General features: G+C 58.9%; 17 protein-coding genes. 9 read left to right on the forward strand and 8 right to left on the reverse strand.

Annotated elements, in window-relative coordinates; genetic code table 11:
* Nucleotides 1-26: 26 nt before the first annotated feature.
* The 3 genes from AC6ROY_RS15820 to AC6ROY_RS15830 all read left to right on the forward strand — a co-directional run bounded on the left by AC6ROY_RS15820 (nt 27) and on the right by AC6ROY_RS15830 (nt 4,331).
* On the forward strand, nt 27-719 hold the full coding sequence (locus tag AC6ROY_RS15820; RefSeq protein WP_500101536.1) for a response regulator transcription factor: 693 nt from the start codon (nt 27-29) through the stop codon (nt 717-719).
* Nucleotides 716-2,323 carry a sensor histidine kinase gene (locus AC6ROY_RS15825; protein WP_500101537.1) on the forward strand — a complete coding sequence of 536 codons (1,608 nt, stop codon included), beginning with the start codon at nt 716-718 and terminating at the stop codon, nt 2,321-2,323. The genes AC6ROY_RS15820 and AC6ROY_RS15825 overlap by 4 nt, the downstream gene beginning before the upstream one ends.
* 373 nt (nt 2,324-2,696) lie before the next feature.
* Nucleotides 2,697-4,331, forward strand: coding sequence for a stalk domain-containing protein (locus AC6ROY_RS15830; RefSeq protein ID WP_500101538.1), 1,635 nt, complete (start codon nt 2,697-2,699; stop codon nt 4,329-4,331).
* A 133-nt stretch (nt 4,332-4,464) separates the two neighbouring features.
* Here the strand turns inward: AC6ROY_RS15830 and AC6ROY_RS15835 are convergent, their stop codons facing one another.
* Nucleotides 4,465-5,442: a Gfo/Idh/MocA family protein gene (locus AC6ROY_RS15835; RefSeq protein ID WP_500101539.1), complete on the reverse strand. Its 978-nt coding sequence runs from the start codon at nt 5,440-5,442 to the stop codon at nt 4,465-4,467.
* Between the two features lie 96 nt (nt 5,443-5,538).
* Here AC6ROY_RS15835 and AC6ROY_RS15840 point away from each other — a divergent pair, with 96 nt between their 5' ends.
* Nucleotides 5,539-7,302, forward strand: a complete 1,764-nt coding sequence (locus tag AC6ROY_RS15840) for a sensor histidine kinase (protein WP_500101540.1) — start codon at nt 5,539-5,541, stop codon at nt 7,300-7,302.
* A gap of 160 nt (nt 7,303-7,462) precedes the next feature.
* Nucleotides 7,463-8,236 carry a response regulator transcription factor gene (locus AC6ROY_RS15845; protein WP_500101541.1) on the forward strand — a complete coding sequence of 258 codons (774 nt, stop codon included), beginning with the start codon at nt 7,463-7,465 and terminating at the stop codon, nt 8,234-8,236.
* Here AC6ROY_RS15845 and AC6ROY_RS15850 read toward each other — a convergent pair.
* The 5 genes from AC6ROY_RS15850 to AC6ROY_RS15870 form a co-directional block, all read right to left on the reverse strand.
* On the reverse strand, nt 8,233-8,991 hold the full coding sequence (locus AC6ROY_RS15850; protein WP_500101542.1) for a LytR/AlgR family response regulator transcription factor: 759 nt from the start codon (nt 8,989-8,991) through the stop codon (nt 8,233-8,235). The genes AC6ROY_RS15845 and AC6ROY_RS15850 overlap by 4 nt on opposite strands.
* Before the next feature lie 233 nt (nt 8,992-9,224).
* The gene (locus AC6ROY_RS15855) at nt 9,225-10,583 is read right to left on the reverse strand and encodes a dicarboxylate/amino acid:cation symporter (protein ID WP_500101543.1); all 1,359 of its coding nucleotides are present in this window, start codon (nt 10,581-10,583) and stop codon (nt 9,225-9,227) included.
* Nucleotides 10,584-10,919: 336 nt separating this feature from the next.
* On the reverse strand, nt 10,920-12,032 hold the full coding sequence (locus AC6ROY_RS15860) for a PAS domain-containing sensor histidine kinase (RefSeq protein ID WP_500101569.1): 1,113 nt from the start codon (nt 12,030-12,032) through the stop codon (nt 10,920-10,922).
* Between the two features lie 10 nt (nt 12,033-12,042).
* A complete protein-coding gene (locus AC6ROY_RS15865; RefSeq protein ID WP_500101544.1) occupies nt 12,043-12,696 on the reverse strand; it encodes a response regulator transcription factor in 654 nt (217 codons plus the stop codon).
* 118 nt (nt 12,697-12,814) lie between these two features.
* The gene (locus tag AC6ROY_RS15870; protein ID WP_500101545.1) at nt 12,815-13,369 is read right to left on the reverse strand and encodes a GAF domain-containing protein; all 555 of its coding nucleotides are present in this window, start codon (nt 13,367-13,369) and stop codon (nt 12,815-12,817) included.
* Nucleotides 13,370-13,658: 289 nt separating this feature from the next.
* Here AC6ROY_RS15870 and AC6ROY_RS15875 point away from each other — a divergent pair, with 289 nt between their 5' ends.
* Complete coding sequence (locus AC6ROY_RS15875; RefSeq protein ID WP_500101546.1) at nt 13,659-14,450, forward strand: Crp/Fnr family transcriptional regulator; 792 nt, start codon at nt 13,659-13,661, stop codon at nt 14,448-14,450.
* Nucleotides 14,451-14,627: 177 nt separating this feature from the next.
* Here AC6ROY_RS15875 and AC6ROY_RS15880 read toward each other — a convergent pair whose 3' ends face one another.
* Nucleotides 14,628-16,949: a dihydroorotate dehydrogenase gene (locus AC6ROY_RS15880; protein WP_500101547.1), complete on the reverse strand. Its 2,322-nt coding sequence runs from the start codon at nt 16,947-16,949 to the stop codon at nt 14,628-14,630.
* 192 nt (nt 16,950-17,141) lie between these two features.
* On the opposite strand from AC6ROY_RS15880, the gene AC6ROY_RS15885 reads away from it, so the two are divergent.
* Nucleotides 17,142-17,642 (forward strand): glutathione peroxidase, encoded by a 501-nt coding sequence (locus tag AC6ROY_RS15885; RefSeq protein WP_500101548.1) that lies wholly within the window; start codon nt 17,142-17,144, stop codon nt 17,640-17,642.
* Nucleotides 17,643-17,969: 327 nt separating this feature from the next.
* Here the strand turns inward: AC6ROY_RS15885 and AC6ROY_RS15890 are convergent, their stop codons facing one another.
* Nucleotides 17,970-18,218: a hypothetical protein gene (locus tag AC6ROY_RS15890; protein WP_500101549.1), complete on the reverse strand. Its 249-nt coding sequence runs from the start codon at nt 18,216-18,218 to the stop codon at nt 17,970-17,972.
* Here AC6ROY_RS15890 and AC6ROY_RS15895 point away from each other — a divergent pair.
* On the forward strand, nt 18,211-19,083 hold the full coding sequence (locus AC6ROY_RS15895; RefSeq protein WP_500101550.1) for an NmrA family NAD(P)-binding protein: 873 nt from the start codon (nt 18,211-18,213) through the stop codon (nt 19,081-19,083). The two genes, AC6ROY_RS15890 and AC6ROY_RS15895, sit on opposite strands and share 8 nt — an antisense overlap.
* Nucleotides 19,076-19,306 (forward strand): hypothetical protein, encoded by a 231-nt coding sequence (locus AC6ROY_RS15900; RefSeq protein ID WP_500101551.1) that lies wholly within the window; start codon nt 19,076-19,078, stop codon nt 19,304-19,306. The genes AC6ROY_RS15895 and AC6ROY_RS15900 overlap by 8 nt, the downstream gene beginning before the upstream one ends.
* The last annotated feature ends 2 nt before the right edge of the window (nt 19,307-19,308 follow it).

The raw sequence follows: 19,308 nt of genomic DNA on the forward strand, positions 1-19,308 counted from the left end.
AGGGCTTCCAGAGAGGATGACAATCTATGAATATCAAATCCGTACAAGGCATCCGGCTGCTGCTGGTTGACGATGAACCGCATATTTTACATTTTTTAGAACTTGGCCTGATCAGTGAAGGCTTTCAGGTACGCACAGCCCCGGATGGCATGAGCGCCATCTCGGCCGCCCGCGAGTTTGAGCCGCACATCGTCGTGCTGGACGTCATGATGCCGGGCATGGACGGCTTCGAGGTATGCCGGATGCTCAAGAAATCGGGCCTGCCCCTGTCCATCATCATGCTGACGGCGCGGGATGAAGTGGATGACCGTGTCAAGGGACTGAAGCTGGGCGCTGATGACTACATGGCCAAGCCGTTCAGCTTTGACGAGCTGCTCGCGCGGGTTCATGCGCGGCTGCGCAACCAGTTTCCCCAGCTGCTGGAGGAGGTCGTCCACGGACCGTTCCGGCTGGACGACCGCCGCAAGGAAATCAGCTACAACGGCCGTGTGCTGGAGCTGTCCCCGACCGAATACGAGCTGCTCACCTATCTCGTTCACAATCATGGCATCGTGCTGAGCAAGGCGCTGATTCTCGACAAGGTGTGGGGGTATGATTTCGGCGGGGAGGAAAACATCGTGGAGGTGTACATCCGTTCCTTGCGCGATAAGCTCCAGGACCGCGAGCATCGGCTGATTCGCACGGTGCGCGGCGCGGGCTACCGCGTCGATCTCCCATGAGCCGGGGGCCTGCGGGCCGGATCAGACGGCTGCTGCCCGCAGGCTCGCTGAGCCTGCAGCTGCTGTCCCGCTCGCTGCTTATTCTCGCAGCGCTGCTGGCGCTGATCGGCGCGCTGCAATATGTGCTGATGAGCGAGGCGATTTATAAAAATAAAGCGGAAAGCATGCGCAGCCAGCTAAAATCGCTGCCCCCGGATACGATGTGGGGCAACCGTGCGGCCGGCGACGCGTCTCCCGGCGGCGGCGGGACAGGCGGCAGCGCCCCGCCGCACGCAGGCGGTCAGCCGCACGATCCCGGCGGAGCCAGCGGCGAAGCTGGCGCTGGAGCGGCTGATGTGGAGCAGCGTCACGCCGCTCCCGAAGGCCCGTCCGGCCGCGAGATGGGCCGAAAGCCGGTTGTTTTCCTGCCGGAAGGCGTGATCAGCTCGATCGACGCCGATGGCGAAGTGACCGATCTGCCCAACTGGAACGAAGCCGAAGCGCAAGCGGTTCCGCATTTGACGAAGGAGGAGTACCAGCAGTTCGCCCGCGGCAAGCAGGACTGGACGTACCGCGTCATGAAGGCTGCGGACGGGTCCGAGCAGCTCGTCGTCATCGCGCGCACTGACCGCGGCTCCCGCAGCTCGCTGCAGCAGCTAAGCGTCAGCACCAAGCCGCTGCAGGACGTGCTGCTGCGCCAGCTGCTTATTTTCCTGACAGTTTCGTGCATCGCGCTTATTGCCGGTCTGCTGACCTTCCTGCCGGTGCTGCGCCGGACGCTCGTCCCGCTGTCGAATGCCGTCGACACGGTCCGGCAGGTCGATGCGGGCAATCTGGCGATTCGCATGCCCGACCGGCAAGGGCAAGTGGAGATTGACCGGCTGGCGACCTCGTTCAACAGCATGGTGGAGAGGCTGGAGCATGCCTTTGAAGCAGAGCGCGAAGCCAAGGAGCAGATGCGCCGCTTCGTAGCCGATGCGTCCCACGAGCTGCGGACGCCGCTTACGTCAATCCACGGCTTTCTGGAGGTGCTGCTGCGCGGCGCGGCCGATCAGCCGGATAAGCTGCACCACGCGCTGAAAAGCATGTACAGTGAGTCCAAACGCATCAACAAGCTGGTGCAGGACCTGCTGCTGCTGGCCAAAATGGACCGCGCGCCGATCATTCAGCTGGAGGACGGATCGCTGGCCGGGGTGCTGACGGAAATGGAACCGCAGCTGCGGCTGCTGGCAGGCAGCCGGGGGCTGCAACTGGAGCTGCACAGCGCCGGACGCTGCCGCCTGGAGGCTGACAAGTTGAAGCAGGTCATCCTGAACCTGTTTCACAATGCGATTCAGCACACCGACGCACGTACCGGCCGCATTGCCATTTCGCTGCACGAGCGGGACGGCCAGGTTGAGCTGGCAGTGCGGGACAACGGGTCCGGGATGGAGCCTGACAAGCTGCCGCATATTTTCGAACGCTTCTACCGCGTCGATTCCTCGCGCACCCGCCAAAATGGCGGGGCTGGGCTCGGGCTTTCCATCTCGCAGACGATCATCGAGGCGCACGGCGGCCGCATTGAGGTGGAAAGCGAGCTGCACAAGGGCAGCTGCTTCCGGATTTTGCTGCCGCGCCGCGAGTAGCGGCTGCACCCTCTGCTCAAGCGCCGATGATGGGGGCAGCCTGTTGAGCCAACAGGCATGACGCCAGGCATGGCCGCCGCCATCGGCCATGCCAATGAAGAAGCTCCCGCCGCCGTTTAGATGGCCGGAAGCTTCTTTAGTGTGTCTGCCGGGAAGCTGGTTCAGCTTCATGGCTTCTTGGAAACTCAGCATTGCGTCTAGAGCGTACGAAGCGGCAGCTCCGCTACCCGGGCAACCAACCGGAGGAGATTGCCTGCTCGCTCCCGCACACAGAGCCTATAGTGTGCTTGCGCAGCCTATCGTTTCTAGCAGCCTATCGTTTATAATGGAAGGGCAGCTACCGCTGCCAGGAGAAACCAAACGGAGGTGTCCCGTGAAGCGTGTATTGATCTCATTCCGATTTATCCTGATGCTTATGTTTGTCTTGACCGGCTTCCAGCTGGCCGCACTCCCGCCCGCCCATGCCGAATCGTACTATTACAGCGCCCTGCCCCAAGGAACAGTCGGCATTCAGATGCCGCAAATCCGCTTCGAAATCAGCAACGCCCCGGTGGCGACAGCCGACCGTGTATCGCTCAAGCTGGACGGTCAGCCCGTACAGGGGCAATTTGACGCGGCCGCCTTGACGTATACGTACCAGCCTGCCAAGCCGCTTGCAGCGGGCAAGCATGAGGCAGTGATCACTGTCGAGTTCCCCGGCTACGAGCCCATTGTGCAGCAATGGAGCTTCACGATCTCTTCGCTGGCGGTCGCCGAGCCGCCCGACACGTACTCCGCCAAGCAGCTCGACATGATCCAGGCGATCAATGATTACCGGCTGCTGCACGGTCTGACTGCGCTAAAGCCAAATCCGAATTTGACGATGGCCGCCAAAATGCACGCCGAATATTTGCAGGTCAACCGGATTGAAGAGAAAAAGGTGTCGATGCATGACCAGAGCAAATCGCTCCCCGGCTATATCGGAGCTACACCGGGAGAGCGGACGATGTATGCCGGATATTACAACAACGTCGGAGAGGACGTCTCCTTTTACGCCGGAACCCCGGTCGAATCTGTCGATAGCCTGTTCGACGCCCCGTACCATCGGCTGCCGTTTATGATGCCGGGCGCTGTCGAGATCGGGGTGGCGATGGCCGGGCATTTCGCCGTTCTTGAATTCGGCCTGCAGGACACTGCGAGCCAGCAGTTGGTCGTGACGCCCGCTCCGGGCGAAAAGTACGTGCCCGTCGCCTTCAACGGCCACGAGGAGCCGGACCCGATCCGGATGCACAAGGATGCCGCGTATCCGGTCGGCTATCCGATCGTCGCCCATATCGGAGGCTCCGGCGTCGAGCAGGTCAAGCTGGTCGATGCCCGGCTGACCGACGCGTCGGGCAAACCGGTCGAGCTGCTGCGCAACTCGCCGGCCAATGATGACCACCTGCAGCAGGAGGTTATTCTCACGCCCGTCCAGCCGCTGCTCGCGGACAGCGCGTACACCGCCTCCGTCAAGCTGACAGCCGTCATCGACGGCGTGACCCAAACGTTTGAGAAAACGTGGCCGTTCCAAACCGAGCCTGCCGATACAGTCGGCAAAACGAAGCTGCACGCGGACGCCGCCGCCTACAAGCGGCTGGCCGAGCAAAAAACGGATATGCCGCACACGGTAAGCTTTAGCCTGAACGGCGGCAGCTATACGCTGGACGGCGTTCCGATGGAGATGAAGCTCGCGCCTGTCGTCATCGACGGCTCCTCCTACCTGTGGGTGCGCGACCTCGCTTCTGCGCTCGGCGCGCAGATCGAGTGGAACGAAGCGCAGAAGGCCGCCATCTATACGAAGGACAGCCGGACGATCAGCTTCTTTACGACCCGGCCGACCTACTCGCTGGACGGCCGCGAGGTAACCACAGACGTGCCGGCGCAGCTTGTCAAGGACAGCACGATGATCCCTGTACGGCTGCTGGCCGAGGTGCTGGGCGCGAAGGTCACCTACAACGCCGAGCAGCATAGCGTCAGCATCACTTATTAGCCGGAGCCGCAGCCAGACTGTCAGCATTTCGGCATTCCGCTTCAATCACATGGCGCTAACTGGCGCTAATTCGCGCAGCACGCCCGAGACACCCGCCGTTCGACAAGGCAGAACAGCTTCCAACACGCTGCGCCTACAAAGTCGACAGGCGAACCGGGCGTCCGGTGGACGCCGACTCCAGCGCCGCGCAGGTGACTCGCTGGGTCCGCAGCGCGTCGGCATAGTCGGAGCGGATCAGTGACGTATCGCCCGTCCGCACCGCATGGAGGAACGCATCCGTCTCGGCCCCATACGGATCGGACGGGTCGGCGAGCTGCTCGCAGCCCTCCGACGCCGCAATGTCCAGCTGCACAGGCGTCCAGTCCAGCAGCCCATTGCCGGTATACAGTCGCAAGCCCACCTTGTGCACGCCCGAAGGAAGCGCACAAGTGTTGGTGATACTCGCCACCGCACCGGAAGCAAGCTTCAGCGTCACGGCTCCGACATCCGGGACGGTGACGCCCTCGAATTGCGTATGCACAAGCCGGTTGGCGTAGGAGGCATACACTTCCTCGACCTCGCCTGCGGTGTAACGCAGCAGATCGACGATATGGGTCGTTTGCTCGATGAATTGGCCGCCGGAGCCATCCTGACGCCGCCACCAGCCGACCTGCGGCATGCCTCCCGACCATTCGCCGACAGCCATCGTCACCGTTTGTCCTTCCAGCTCCTGCTTCAGGCGGTCGACGGAAGCCTTATAGCGGAAATGGTAGCCGACAGATGTAATCAGCTCGCGGCTACGCACCGCCTCGGCCAGCTCGGTCGGCAGCTCCAGGTCGATGCCCAGCGGCTTTTCGACCAGAAACGGGATGCCTCTGGCAATCAGCTCCCGCTCAATATCGCCATGCGACAGCGGTGGCACGCACACATATACGGCATCAAGCTGCTCGCGATCCAGCATCTGAACCAGATTGTCGTAGCCGCGGGCGTCGCTATACGCCGAGGCCAGCTGGTCAGCTTTATCCTGACTGGTGCCGCAGATCGCCTGCAGACGAACATCTTCTTTTTGCACGAGCAGGTCGGCATGCTTGCGGCCAAACCAGCCTGTCCCGATAATTCCCAGCTTCATCATACGGCTTCGCCTCCTAAAGTGTGTACAGCCTCTATTTTAACGGATAGGGGAAACGAGTGAAAGCTGTTATATAGAGAGAGAAAGGTGTCGCCCACCATGAGCCAACCCACCAAGATGCTGCTGATCGGCATAAGCGTTATTCTCGTCCTGACAGCAAATAGCTTGCTGTACTTCAAGCTGACGCAAAACGCCTTGACAGCCAATCATCAACGCGAGCTTCGCTCCATCGAAGCCCAGATCGGGCAGCTTGTCGAGCAATCGCTGCGCGGCTCCCAGCTGTATGAGGATATGATCGGTGAAAAGCTGCGGATGGCCTCAATCGCCGTCGAGCACGCCTTGCCCGCTGATGTGGAGCAGGTGACGCAGCAGCAGCTCGTCGCCTTGCGGGATCAGCTGCAGTTGGACGAGCTGACGCTGATGAAGCGAACGGACAGCGACATTACGCTGTACAAGTCAACCAGTCCGCAGGAGATCGGCCTCAGCACCCGCTATTGGGGACCGTGGTTTGCCGCCTTCAATCAATTGCTCGACCGGCAGCAGGTCACGATTGACTGGGGACAATCTTTGCCCAACTTCTGGTCCGGCCCTTATGAAATCTCAACCTCCGACTCCCGGAAAATTATGAAATGGGGCTACTACTACAGCGGGCGGACCAACTACATCATTGATCCCTTTGTCAGCAATAAATCATTCGACAATTACCAGAGGGAAACGGGACTAAACGCCATCTTGACCAACACGTTGAAAACCTATCCGTTTTTGCTGGAAATCGCCGGCATCAACCCGCTGACCTTTGCCAAGGAACCCGCGCCGTCCGTAGAGCCCAACAAGCCGCTCGACCGGCTCGCGCATCGCCCTGTATTTTTCGGCACCTATATGTACGGCCAGCCTGAGAAGGACAAGGAATACGTCCGCATGGCCATCGAACAGCGGAAGCCGGTTTCCTACGTGGAGGTCATCGGGGGCAAGCAGGTAGAAAAATCGTTTATCGCGATCCCGAATCGGCTGTTTGTCGCAGCGCGCACGTGGGAGAAGCAGCCGGAAACAGCTCTGCAAGGCTTTTACGTGCTGAATCTGACCTCGGATGTCGATCAGCTGGAAGAATCGCTGAACAAGCAGTTTCGCAATATGCTCTTGATCGTCTCGGCCATTACCGTGCTGAGCCTGCTGCTGGTGCTGGCGCTGATCCGCCTCGTATCGCGGGCCAGAGACAAGGCGGTTCAGCAAATAAGCGAGACGTATACGGAGGAGTTTAATCAAATGTACCTCGACTTCCGGGGGCAGCGGCATGACTTTCTGAATCACGTCAGCGTCATTCACTCCCTCGTCGAGCTGGGCCGCTACCGGGAGCTGATGGATTATACCGGTACGCTGGTCGGCGACATTCAGGCCGTGCAAAGCATCATCGAAATCGGCCAGCCCGAATTCGCCGCAGTCATTCAAGCCAAGACTATAACCGCAACGAACAAAAAAATTCGCTTCAGCCATCACATCGACATCCCCTCCAAGGTGCTGCCGGGGGCGAAGGCATTTGACATGGTGCGCGTGCTAGGCAATCTGATCGACAACGCGTTCGAGGAGGCGGCACATCTGCCGGTCGAGGAACGCTGGGTGAGCTGCAGGAGCTGGCTAGAGCAGGAATGGCTGCATGTGGAGGTCGTGAATCCGCTATCCGAGCGGGGCTTGGGTACGGCGGACGCCGGAGGGGTTGTATTTCGCAACGGGTATACGACGAAGGGGCGGCATAGCGGACTCGGCTTGTGGATCAGTAAAAAACTGGTTCGAAAAAACCGCGGAGACATTTCGGTAAGCGCAGCGAATCAGCAATTTACCGCCCATGTCCAAATACCTATTTCCTGAATCTTTCGTCCGGGTTGACTGAAATTTTCGACATATTTTGTACCGATCAAGCAGCCAATTTAACCAATCAGCATCCGGTCGCTTTCTTCCGGCGCAGTTCCTGTATAATGATGATCCAGGCATGACTAGGAACTCGTCACGATGAAGGAGACAAAGAAGAATGCGACACAGACAAATCGTTATCGTGGATGATCATTGGGAAGTTGCCAAAACGCTTCAAGACGCCTTGCCTGCAGACAGCTTTACCTTAACGTTAATCCGTTCGCCACAGGACTTACAGGCGAAGCTGTCGGAGCTCCAGCCGGACATCTTCCTGATTTCGCGCCACAACGCCGTATCGGACGGCATCCGTACCGCCCGTTATATCCGCACCAAGCTGCGGCTGATTCAGCCTATTTTGTTGTACGGCGACTGCTCCAACGAGACGGATATGATCGCCGGACTGGAAGCAGGGGCCGACGATTACATCCCCGACAGCTCCACGACGGGCCAGGTCGTCGCCCGCATCCAGGCACATCTGCGCCGGATGGAAGGCTTCAGCGCCTCCCGGGACATTGCCCGCCGGCAAACTTTCACCGGTCTGGAGATGGACGCTTCCACCCGCACCGCCTGGATGGACGGGAACGTCATTTCCTTGTCGGCGAAGGAGTTTGACCTGCTCCACTATTTGCTCCAGTCCAGCGGCCGGATTGTACCGATGAGCGAGCTGTTTGCACTTGGCTGGGGGACAACCGTGGCGCACGATATGCGGACGATTCTGGTCCATGTCAGCAACGTGCGCAAGAAGCTGCGTAATTGCTCTCGAACGGACTGCCGGTACATTCTCACCGTCCGCGGAATCGGCTATATGTTCAACAGCAAGGCGCCCGCCACCGACCTGTCCCCTCATTGGAGCCGTCATAAATACGTGGCGCAAACCCGCTCGTCCGTCTAACCTCTGAACTTGCTGTATACCCGCTCGAATTCCTTGCGCTTGCGGCGCGACAAATCCATCTCTGTATCCAGATAGGTGAGCTTGACCGTATACGTGCCCAGAAAATCAGCGTTGGCATAAACCGAATCGACATAATGCAGGTTGACCAGCTGCGATTTATTCGGCATAAAGATCTGCTCGGAGCATTGCGCCGCAATCTCGGCCAGCGACGACCGGGTCACAATCGGGTCCTCGCCGGCCACATGAACCTGTATCTTTCTATCGCTTTTACAGCGCTCCACGTAGATCAGCTTGTTTTCGTTGATGAACACCGGCCGGTGATTGGACTTGATCTCGATAATCCGGGTATCCGGCGCGCCCCCTGCATACACCAGATCCCGCTCGAACGCACGCGTCGCCTTCTCGACAGCCATCTGCAAGCGCTCAAAGGTAACAGGCTTGGCGACGAAGCCGATAACGTTCAGCTCATAGCCGGCCAGCAGCAGGCTGGAATCCTTGGTACCGGATACGAGAATCAAATAAGGTGTGACCCCTTGATCCGCGAGCCGCTTATATGCGGTAATTCCGTCAAGCTCGGCCAGACCAATATCCATCAGCACCAGATCGGGCTTGCAGGCGATACATTCCTCGATCAGCCATTTGCCTGATCCTACGGTGCTGAGCACGTGCAGCCCCAGACGTTTGGCGTAAAGCCGCAGCTTCTCGCGATCCGGCTCCTGATCCTCAGCGATAACCACCGTCAGCGCTCGTGACATGAACTTCCCCCCTGACAACCAACATCATAACCGTCCTATGTATCGTCTTACGTCTGAACCCGTTGAAGCGTTTCAACAAGTCATCCATAGAAAAAAGAACCTTCGTTCTCCACTTTATCGGCGGAATCGAGGGTTCTTATGAGCAGCGGCTGATTCGTTTCTTCCTTGGAAAAGCGCGGCGCAGCAACGTTAAGCGGTCTGTTGCCGACAGCCGGTCCTTACGCTTACCTCGCTTACGATACGCCGTTCAGCTCCAGCGCATCCTCCCGATCGTTGTTGAACGCCTCACGGTCGAATTCGCCTTCGGAGTCGGCGACGATCAAGGACGCGACCGTTGTACCGGTTGCATTCACCGCTGTCCGTCCCATATCGACGACAGCGTCGATCGCCAGCGTCAGACCGATCCCTTCCAGCGGCAAGCCAAGCGCGGTCAGTACAACTGTCGTGGAAATCGCAGCCGGTCCCGGAACACCCGCTACTCCAACGGAGGAAATGACGCTGACCAGCACGATCAGCACGTATTCGGACAAGCCCAGCGGCACATTGTAAATTTTGGCGACAAACACGGCGACAACAGCCGGCCACACCCCGCCGCAGCCGTTCATGTTAATCGTCGCTCCGAGCGGCGCCACGAAGCTGGCGATCCGTTCGGACACCCGCAGCCGCTTCGTAATAACCTCCAGGTTCACCGGCAGCGTTACATAGCTGCTCCGCGTGGTGAAGGCCACGGCAATCGTCGGATAAGCCTTCTTGAAAAACTTCAGCGGGTTAATTCGGACGACAAACGCCACCAGACCCCCGAAGGTGAAGATGAAATGAATGAGCAGCGCCACATAAGTTGCCAAAATCAGCTTGATCAGCGGAGCCAGCGTCTCGATTCCGTAACGGGCCGCCATCGCTGCGATCAACGCGTAGACACCGTAAGGCGTCAGCTTGATGACGTATTTGATCACCTGATGAAGCACCTCCGCCAGCGAAGCAATGAGCTGCTTCACAGGCGCGACGACTTCCGGCTTTTTCGAGCCGACATGAACGATTGCCACCGCAACAAAGATCGCGAAGATCAGTACGGGCACGACCTTGCCGTTCGCCGCTTCATTAAACGGGTTGGACGGCAGCAGGTCTAGAATCACTTGCGAGAACGTCGGAATGTCACGCGGCTTAAAATCCTTCACCGTCTGCTGCACGATGCCTGCGCCCGGATCAATCAGCACCGCGACGATAACGCCGATCAGCGCCGCAATCCCGGTTGTGATCAGGAAGATCGAGATCGTCTTAATCCCGATTTTGCGCAAATGCCCCAAATTGGTCAGCGAAGCAATACTGTTGATGACCAGCACGACGACAAGCGGGATGACCAGCATCCGCACGAGGTTGACATAAATGCTGCCGATGGTGCTGACATTTTTAAAGTCAAGCTGGAACGTATTAAACAAAATACCGGCGACCAGACCAAGGCCGAGCGCAAGGAGTACGCGGTAGCCGAAGCCGACCCGCTTGCGGCCCAGGAAATAGAGGAAGCCAATGATGACCAGCGAGATCAGCAATGTGATCCAGTTGGATTGAATAGCGGTCAATAAATTGTTGTTCATCTTTCTGTCATCTCCTTACGAATAACAAAACCAAGTTATACACTCGGTTTTATGGACTAAGGTAGATACTACACCGGGCTGACAGGAGCTGTCAACCTTTTTTTGTGTACGCCAACTGACTGCTTGTTCCGTACAATCGCGCTACATCAGTCCGCTGGACGGCTGCGTGCCGCCCCTAACAGCCTCGGCCCGTGCCCTTGCCCGCCCCCTTGAATGTGGAGAGCCGACCGTATGCGATGCGAAATAGGCCAAGCGGACGGCAGCATGCACCGTCTGGCTTGGCCTGAAACATCGGAATATTTTTACAAAAATACAATAGCTAATGGACCTGCCAGCTCACTTGGTCAGCCGGAGCGACACAAGCGTACCTTTGCCCGGCTCCGACGAAACGGTCAGCGCGCCGCCCACCCCGCGAGCCCGCTCCTCCATACTGAACAAGCCGACGCCCTGCTCGGTCAAGCTTCGTTTGGCGAAGCCCTGACCGTGATCCTCGATCGTCGTCTCCACCTCGGACTCCGTCTCGCTGACCGTCACCCACACCTCCGATACGTCGGCGTATTTGGCGACGTTCGTCAGCGCCTCCTGAATGACGCGATACATCGTTGTTTCCTTCTGCAAGCCAAGGCGGGTCCGCAGGCGGCAGTCCAGCCGCACCTCGATGCCGTAGTGACCGGCGTAATTTTCGACAAAGGTGCGGATAGCCGGTACGACGCCGAGGTCGTCAAGGACAGACGGCCGAATTTCCCAAGCCAGGCCGCGAACCTCCGCCATCACATCCGTCAAGGAACGGCGCAGCTTCTCCAAGCCGGCCCCCAGCTCGCCGCCCTCGCTTTTGCCGAGCAGCCGGTCCATCTGGATCATCAGCGAGAACAAGCTTTGGCCGATCCCGTCATGCAGCTCCCGAGAAAATCGCCGCCGCTCCTCCTCCTGAATCTGGATAACGCGGGTCATCATCACCTGCAGCTCCTCCTGCACGCGCTTCAGCTCGGTCACCTCGTTGCGAATCGCCAGGTACTGGTACGGCTCGCCTTGTTCGTCTACAAACGGCACAATCGTCGTATGCACCCAGTAAAAGCTGCCGTCCTTCGCCCGATTGCGGATTTCGCCGCGCCAGATGCTGCCCGAGGAAATCGTCAGCCACAGCTGACGCATAAACGCCTTGTCATGGTAGCCGGAATTAATGATCCGGTGATCCTGCCCCAGCAGCTCCTCGCGCGCATACTGCGAAATTTCGCAAAATTTGTCATTCATATATTGAATTTTGCCGCGTCGGTCGGTCAAGGCGACGATGGACGATTCATCGAGCGCAAACTTGAGATCGGCAAGCTGCTGCAGCGATTGCTTGATGGTCGCCCGCACCTGGCCATCCGTGACAGGCTCATTGAGCCGGGCAAGCAGCGAGGCGACATTTTGCCCGATCACCTGGGGCGGCTCCCCGCTAGACGACATGCGATCCTCGCTACTCAAAGTTCAACAGCCCCTTTTTCATCGCAAATTTAACCAGCTCCGGGCGGGTCCGCAGCCCCAGCTTCTCCATGACATTGCTTTTATGCGTTTCGACCGTCTTCACGCTGATCACCAGCAGCTCGGCGATTTCCTTGTTCGCATACCCTTTCGCGACGAGCGCCAGCACTTCTCTCTCCCGCTCGGAGAGCGTGTCGTAGGTGCATTTGTTTTCGGGATTTTTCAGCTTGTCCAAATATTCGCTCATCAGCCGCTTGGTGGCTGTCGGGTACAGGTAGGCATTGCCAGCCGCTACGGAACGAATGGCCGACAGCAGCTCATCGTGCGGGGCGCTTTTAAGAATATAGCCGGAAGCTCCGGCCTGAATCGCGCGGAATAAATATTCGTCATCGTCATGCATGGTCAAAATGAGCACCGCTGTTTCGGGCAGCGCCTGCTTCAGCTCAAGCGTAGCCGTCAAGCCGTCCTTGCCATGCGGCATGCTGAAATCCATCAGCACCACATCCGGCTTCAGCTCCAGCGCTGTCCGGATGCCTTCGTCCCCCTCCGATGCTTCTCCGATCACATTCAAGTCAGGCTGATCGCTCAGCAGCATCGTCAAGCCGGACCGTACGACCGCGTGATCATCGACTACGATGATGGTAATCACTCGCCGATCTACCTCCTTGTTAAGCCGGTCAGGCTCCTGCCTATTGGCCTTACCCTCATCATAATGCACCTTAACAAAAAAATGAATCCCCCTCATCGCCCAAAACGATGCAGAAGATTCATCTATTCAATCGAACGGCCCCGATCTGCGCATGCCGAATGTCGTCCGCGTTGTAATGGTGGCCCGACCGGCTGCCGAGCAGCAGCACCCCGGCCGCTGTCCCTGCGCCGCTCACCGGCAGCGCGACAGCGGTCTGCAGCTTCTCCGCCAGCATCACCGGACAGCTCCGGGCAAAATTGGCGAAGTCCGCCGCTGCCAGCGGCTCCAGCTGCGGCCCTGCAGTGACATAGCGGCCAAGCCGCAGCGCAGCTCCCGCCAAGCCTGGACTGCCCCGGCGAAAGCTCATCCGCTTGACGCGGTCGCTGCGGTTGCCGAGCAGACAGGTCCACAGGTAGTCGCTCAGCTCCTCCTCCGGCTCCGCTTTCCAGGCTAGCGCCGCCAAGTCGCTGGAGGTCAGCTCCTGCAGCCGCAGCAGCTCGGTCCGCACGCTGCGGAACGGCAGCAACGCGGGCTCCTGCAGCCGCAGCGCTTCCCCAGCCGCCCCGGCGCCGGCCCCGCGGCCCGGCCGCTCGCTTCCTTCCGCTTGATGCTCTGCTTCCTCATCCGTTCCCATGCCGGTTCATCCTCTCTTGTCCCTGATTCCCCTGTGACACTTGTGTTTCTATTGTAACGGTTGAAGAGGGGAAACGGTAGTCAGGGAAATCCCTGATTTCGTCGGCGCGAAAACACGGAGGAAACGCTTGTTATTCCCGCACTGCGCCGCCTTGCCCCTGATACCCGCTGTGATAAACCTCACACAAAGTTCAGGGGATTTTACGCCAAAGATCAGGTCTTCCCCCGATAACGAAACCGGCCGGCGCGAGGTATGATGAAAGCAACAAGAAACCAGGGAGATGATCGGGATGATGACAGGAACCGTAATGACAAGCGGAACGAAGCCGAGACAAGGCGGCAGCCAGCCCATCCGGGAGCGACTGACAAATCCGGCTCAGGAGCAGGCAGGCATCCGGGGCGTTCACGCGGTATTTTCACCCGATAGCTTCGATCGGCTGACTGGCGTTATGTATAAGAAGAAGGCGGAAGCAGGCACGATGCTGTACTGGGAAGGCGATGCCGCCGACAAGCTGTATTTTCTGATCAAGGGCCGTGTGAAGGTGACGAAAAACTCGGATGACGGCCGGACCTTCACCTTGTCGCTGCATCAGGCGGGCGACCTGTTCGGACAGCTCGACCCGTTTCAGGACTCGGTGCAGGCATTTAATGCAGAGATGACGGAGGATGGGGAGATCGGCGTTATTCAACGCAAGGATCTGGAGGTGCTGCTCTGGCAGCATGGCGATCTGGCGATTGAGTTCATGCGCTGGATGGGGCTGACGCACCGGATCATCCAGACGAAAATGCGCGACCTGATGATGTTCGGCAAGCCTGGCGCGCTCTGCTCGCTGCTGATCCGGCTCAGCAATTCGTGCGGCATTGAGAAAAACGGCGCCATCAAGCTGGATATCCGCATGAGCAATTCGGAGATGGCCGATATGATCGGCGCGACCCGCGAGAGCGTCAACCGGATGCTGAACGATATGAAGCGGGAAGGCGTCATCAAGATCGAAAACGGCACCATTACGATTGTTAATCTCGCCTATTTGCGGGGCGTCTGCCAGTGTGAAAGCTGCCCCAAGGAAATTTGCCGCATGTAGGCAGCCTCCCGCGCTGCGCACCGTTTCCAGACTTAAAATCCCCTGCCTCCGCCGTTGACGGAAGCAGGGGATTTCACTTTGACAGGGCAGGAGCGGAGCTTGCCCGTTTATCCGAGAGGAATGTCTCATCCGCTCGACCTGTGCGGCCTGCGGGCTGGGCTGCCGCCTGCTACCTGCTTATGGAGCAGTCGGCCAGCCTGTGTCTCGCCGCGCCGGGGAAACGGGCTGCGCGGACTCGCTCCGCATCAGATAAGGGTACAGCAGGATTAAGCCGGCCACATACAGCGCAAGCGCAAAAAACGCAGGCAGCAGATGCCACCAATCGGTGTAGCCGATCCCCAGATGGACGCCGAACGCCGCTGCAAAGCCAGGCGCTCCGCCCAGCAGCAGCGTGTGCCACTGCCACCGCTCTCCGCGCTGCAGCCCCCATAACGCCATGACCGCAATAACAAGCGCATCCGCCAGCAGCGCTCCGCCGAAGCCCGCACGGTCATGGGCGATCAGCGGAATCAGCCGGGGATTGGCCGCGTCCAGCTGTGCGGGAGTGGTTTGCATATAAACCAGATCCTCCGGCACGAACACCGTCGTCACGCCAACCCCCATAATCGTCACGCCGCCAATTGCCAAGGCAAAGCCAAGCGACACGAAGCACAGCTGCCCCCACATCGCCAGCCGCCATATGCGGTCGTTGTGCAGATGAACCGGCCGGCGGTAAGGCTGATCCTCGTTCGCGCGCATCGCCAGCAGCAGCATCGGGAGCAAAATTGCGGCCGCCGTCGCATGCAGCGGGTCGAAGTACCCGGTGCCCAGGTACAAAAAGAAGCTGGAAAACCCGACTGCCGCGGAGGTAAACACGGCGGTTTTGCTCCAATGCTGGCCCTCCTGCAGCCCGTAACGGGCCAGCCGCATATACAAAATGCCGATGGAAATCATCGTCCCGGCAAGCGTAATCCGGTCATGCGACATGAAATGCAGCAGCCGGTCGTTGACTCGGCGGATCGCGTCGCGGTCCATGCCCAGAAATGCTTCATCGTACGGCAGCAGCACTGCCGTAATCGCCACAAACCAGGCGAGCACGCCGCCGATGACCATTCCGAGCCCAAGCAGCCACATCCAGCCCCAATTGCGCCAGAACGGCACGGGTGTCGGCTCGGGCTGCTGCCGCAGCCGCTCATGCGCGATCGCTTCGTTGACGCGCTTGGGCAAGCCCGGACCGGCATAGACCATGCCGCTATGCAGCAGCACCTGATCGGCTCCGGCCGCGATCAGGTCAAGCGCATCCTGCGGCTCATGGACGCCGCAAGCCGCCTGAAGCGTCAGCCGGGCGGTTGACGCAGCGCGGTCCGAGCGGGCAATGCCGCCAGCCGGCTCAGCTTCATGGTTGCGGTCATCGACGGGCATGACCCGGTCAACGCCGTACGCACGGATCAGGCCAAGCAGCTCCAGCCCCGGAGCTTTGCTGTCCTTCCCGATTCGCACCCCTGCCCCCTCCGGGCTCCCCTCTCCGATCACCATGCCGGTCCAGCCCGCAGCCTCCACGATCGGCAGCAGCTCCAGCAGCGCGGCTTGCGGTGTATCCGGCGGAACGTACAGCAGCAGCGGCAGAGCCGGGCCGCATGCTGAAGCTTCCGGGACCGCCCGTTCAGCAGCCAGCGCAGGAAGGCGGCGAACCAGCTCCAGCGTCTCCGTCCGGCTGCATCCGCTCTGCGACAAATCGACATGAAAACCCGCCGCGCCCGCTCCGATCAGCTGCTTCATCATGCAGGCAAGCTGAGTTAGCGTATCAGTGAGGCGCGGACTCACCTGCGGCTGATGATCTGCGTTGGATATGGCCAGCAGCGGCTGCTGGTTCTCATACGCGCAGGAGATGCCCTCTTCGGTCTGCTGGCCGCCACGCATGCCCGAAGCTCCCTCCACAGGCTGCTGGCCGCCACGCATACGCATACCTGCGCTACCCGCTGCCGAAGGCTGTTCACCGCCATTCACGCCTGTGCTACCCGCCGCCGCGGGCTGTTCACCATACCTGCCCAAGTCACCCGCACCCGGCAGCGGAACAATCCGCACCAGCTGCGGCAGCCGATGACGCGGCCGCTTTAGCAGCTGCACCGCCGCCTCTAGCCCTGTATTCTCTGCATACAGCGGGTAGACAATAGATTCTTGCACGGGATCATGCCGAATATCCGCATCACTTCGTTGCGGCTCGACGGTTACCGGACCAAGCAAAACGAAGCCGAAGCCAAATTGCGCCATGGCGGCATGAGCCGTTCCATCCGGATCGACAGAGCCGGATAACCCGACCGGAGCGCCCAGCTCCAGCGCCCCCGCGCGGCTTCTCAGAATCGGGGAAGGCTCCATATGTCCCAACGTGCGAATAATGAGGCTGCCGCCTGGCAGCCGGCTCAGTCCGCCGATCGCCTGAAAGGTCAACGCTCGGGCGAGCCTCGGCCGCAGGCGGAACAGCAGCGGCCGGAACAGGGTCTGATACGACCAGTCAGGCATGAACGTACACCTTGCCTCTCAAATGATCTCGTCATGTTACCTTGCATTCAGTATACCACAGCTCCGCGCCGTAAAGCCGCAGCGACAAGGCTTTACGGCAGATCGCTTGACTTTACAAATTAAATTGTATAAAATTAAATTTATAGAAATCAATAATTTCAATTTCTTCCCAAATAGAGAGGAGACATGATCATGTCTGAAAAAAACCTGTACGCAACCGAAGTCCGTACCATCCGCGGTGAAACCGAAACGCTGGATCGTTACCGCGGCGATGTCATGCTCATTGTTAACACCGCCAGCAAGTGCGGCTACACTCCCCAATTCGACGGGCTGCAAAAGCTTTACGATACGTACAAGGAACAGGGCTTCACTGTATTGGGTTTTCCGAGCAGCCAGTTTATGAACCAGGAGCTGGAGGAAGAAGCTGCGATTGCCGAGTTTTGCTCGCTGAATCATGGCGTAACGTTCCCGATGTTTTCCAAAATCGACGTCAACGGCGCAAACGCCCACCCGTTATTCAAGCACCTAAGCAGCGAAGCACCCGGACTGCTAGGCTCGAAGTCGATCAAATGGAACTTCACCAAATTTCTGGTCGACCGTGAAGGGCATGTCGTCAAACGTTTCGCTCCTTCCGACAAGCCGGAGGAGCTGGAAGCGCCGCTGCGCGAGCTGCTGCAGGCCAAGCGGCCGTAAGGCTTTCTCTGGAAGCGGCTGCTGTCTAGACTCTAAAATTAAAGAATGCTGACCTGACCAGGGCGGCATTCCTTTTTTCATGCGCACAGCCTCTCCGGGCAGTCCCTTCGCCCCGTCGTCCCCCCTCCATAGGTACTCCTTCTGCCAAGCATTCAGCGCCTGTGACTTTTTGCTTCAAGCTTGCGATCTGTACAGTCAATACGGATGAGTTCCTCATATGATTACGGAGAAGCAAAACGATGAGGAGGGAATAGCTATGCCGATTTTGAAACGCAACAGGTGTAAGCTGACTACGTTTCGGCAATTTCTTATATCATCAATTGGCGATCAGGTATTTTTAAATGAAAGATACAAAAAAGCGTTTTCCCGGTGATCAAAAAAGTATGCCAAACAACCGTCGTTGCCGCATCTGCTGACGGCGGAGAATTTCCGACAAGAAGAATCAAGATAGCGAACATTGTGGCCATCAGTAAAGAAATTCAAAATTTCAGGAGAATTGGCCGGGTCGCTGTTCGCACCAAAACGTTGGGGGTGATCAAAGGTTTTCACCTCAGAAGGTTTGCTGATTTTGTTCAACTGGACACCATCTCTCCTCCTGATGAACAAGGGCAAGCCGATACTGATCATCGGAGGCACAGGCAAGACGGGACGAAGAGTCGCGGAGCAGCTCACGGCTCGCGGGCTTGCTGTCCGGATCGGGTCGCGGTCGGGAAGTCCGTCCTTTGACTGGACCGATCGAGCGTCTTGGCGGGACGTCCTTGAAGGAGTACGGGCAGCTTACGTCGCCTATTATCCTGATCTCGCAATCCCCGGAGCACCGGAGGACATTGCGGCGTTCTCCAGGCTTGCAGTCGAGATGGGCGTTCGCAGGCTCATCCTGTTGTCGGGACGCGGCGAAGAAGGCGCCTTCATCGCTGAGCAGGCGCTCCGGGATTCTGGGGCAGACTGGACAATCGTCAGGGCGAGCTGGTTCAACCAGAATTTTAACGAAAGCTTCCTGTGCCATGCCGTGCGAAGCGGCGTCATCGCCCTGCCGGCCAAGGATGTACCGGAGCCGTTCCTGGACGCGGACGATATCGCAGATGTCGCAGTCGCCGCGTTGACCGACGACCGGCATATCGGTCAAACCTACGAGCTGACAGGACCGCGTTCGCTTACGTTTGCGGAAATCGCAGACATGCTTGCACAGGCAACCGGGCGGGATATTCGGTTCGTACGCATTTCCGTCGAGGAGTTCGTTGCGGGCCTGCGCCATGAAGGGCTTCCTGCGGATTTCATCGAACTGCTCGTCGACTTGTTCACCCGTGTGCTGGACGGCCGCAATTCGGAGCTTGCCGACGGTGTGAGCAGGGCGCTAGGACGGGAGCCGCGTGAATTCCAGGAGTTCGCACGCAGCGCGGCGGCGACCGGGGTCTGGTCGGCAGTGGACTCGCATGGATGACTTCTCCTATGTCTATGTCTTGACCTTTACCGCCGCTGTCTCTGCCGCCGCCGTCGGAGGCGTCTTGTTCGCATTCTCGGGGTTCGTGATGAGAGCACTCGCCCGCCTCTCAGCTGATCGAGGCATTGCCGCCATGCAGTCCATCAATATAACCGTGCAAAGCTTGCTTTGCTCGCTGTTGTTTTTCGGAACGGGGTTGATCGGTATCGTCCTGATGGCGTGAGC

The organism is Paenibacillus sp. sg306046, from assembly GCF_059821225.1.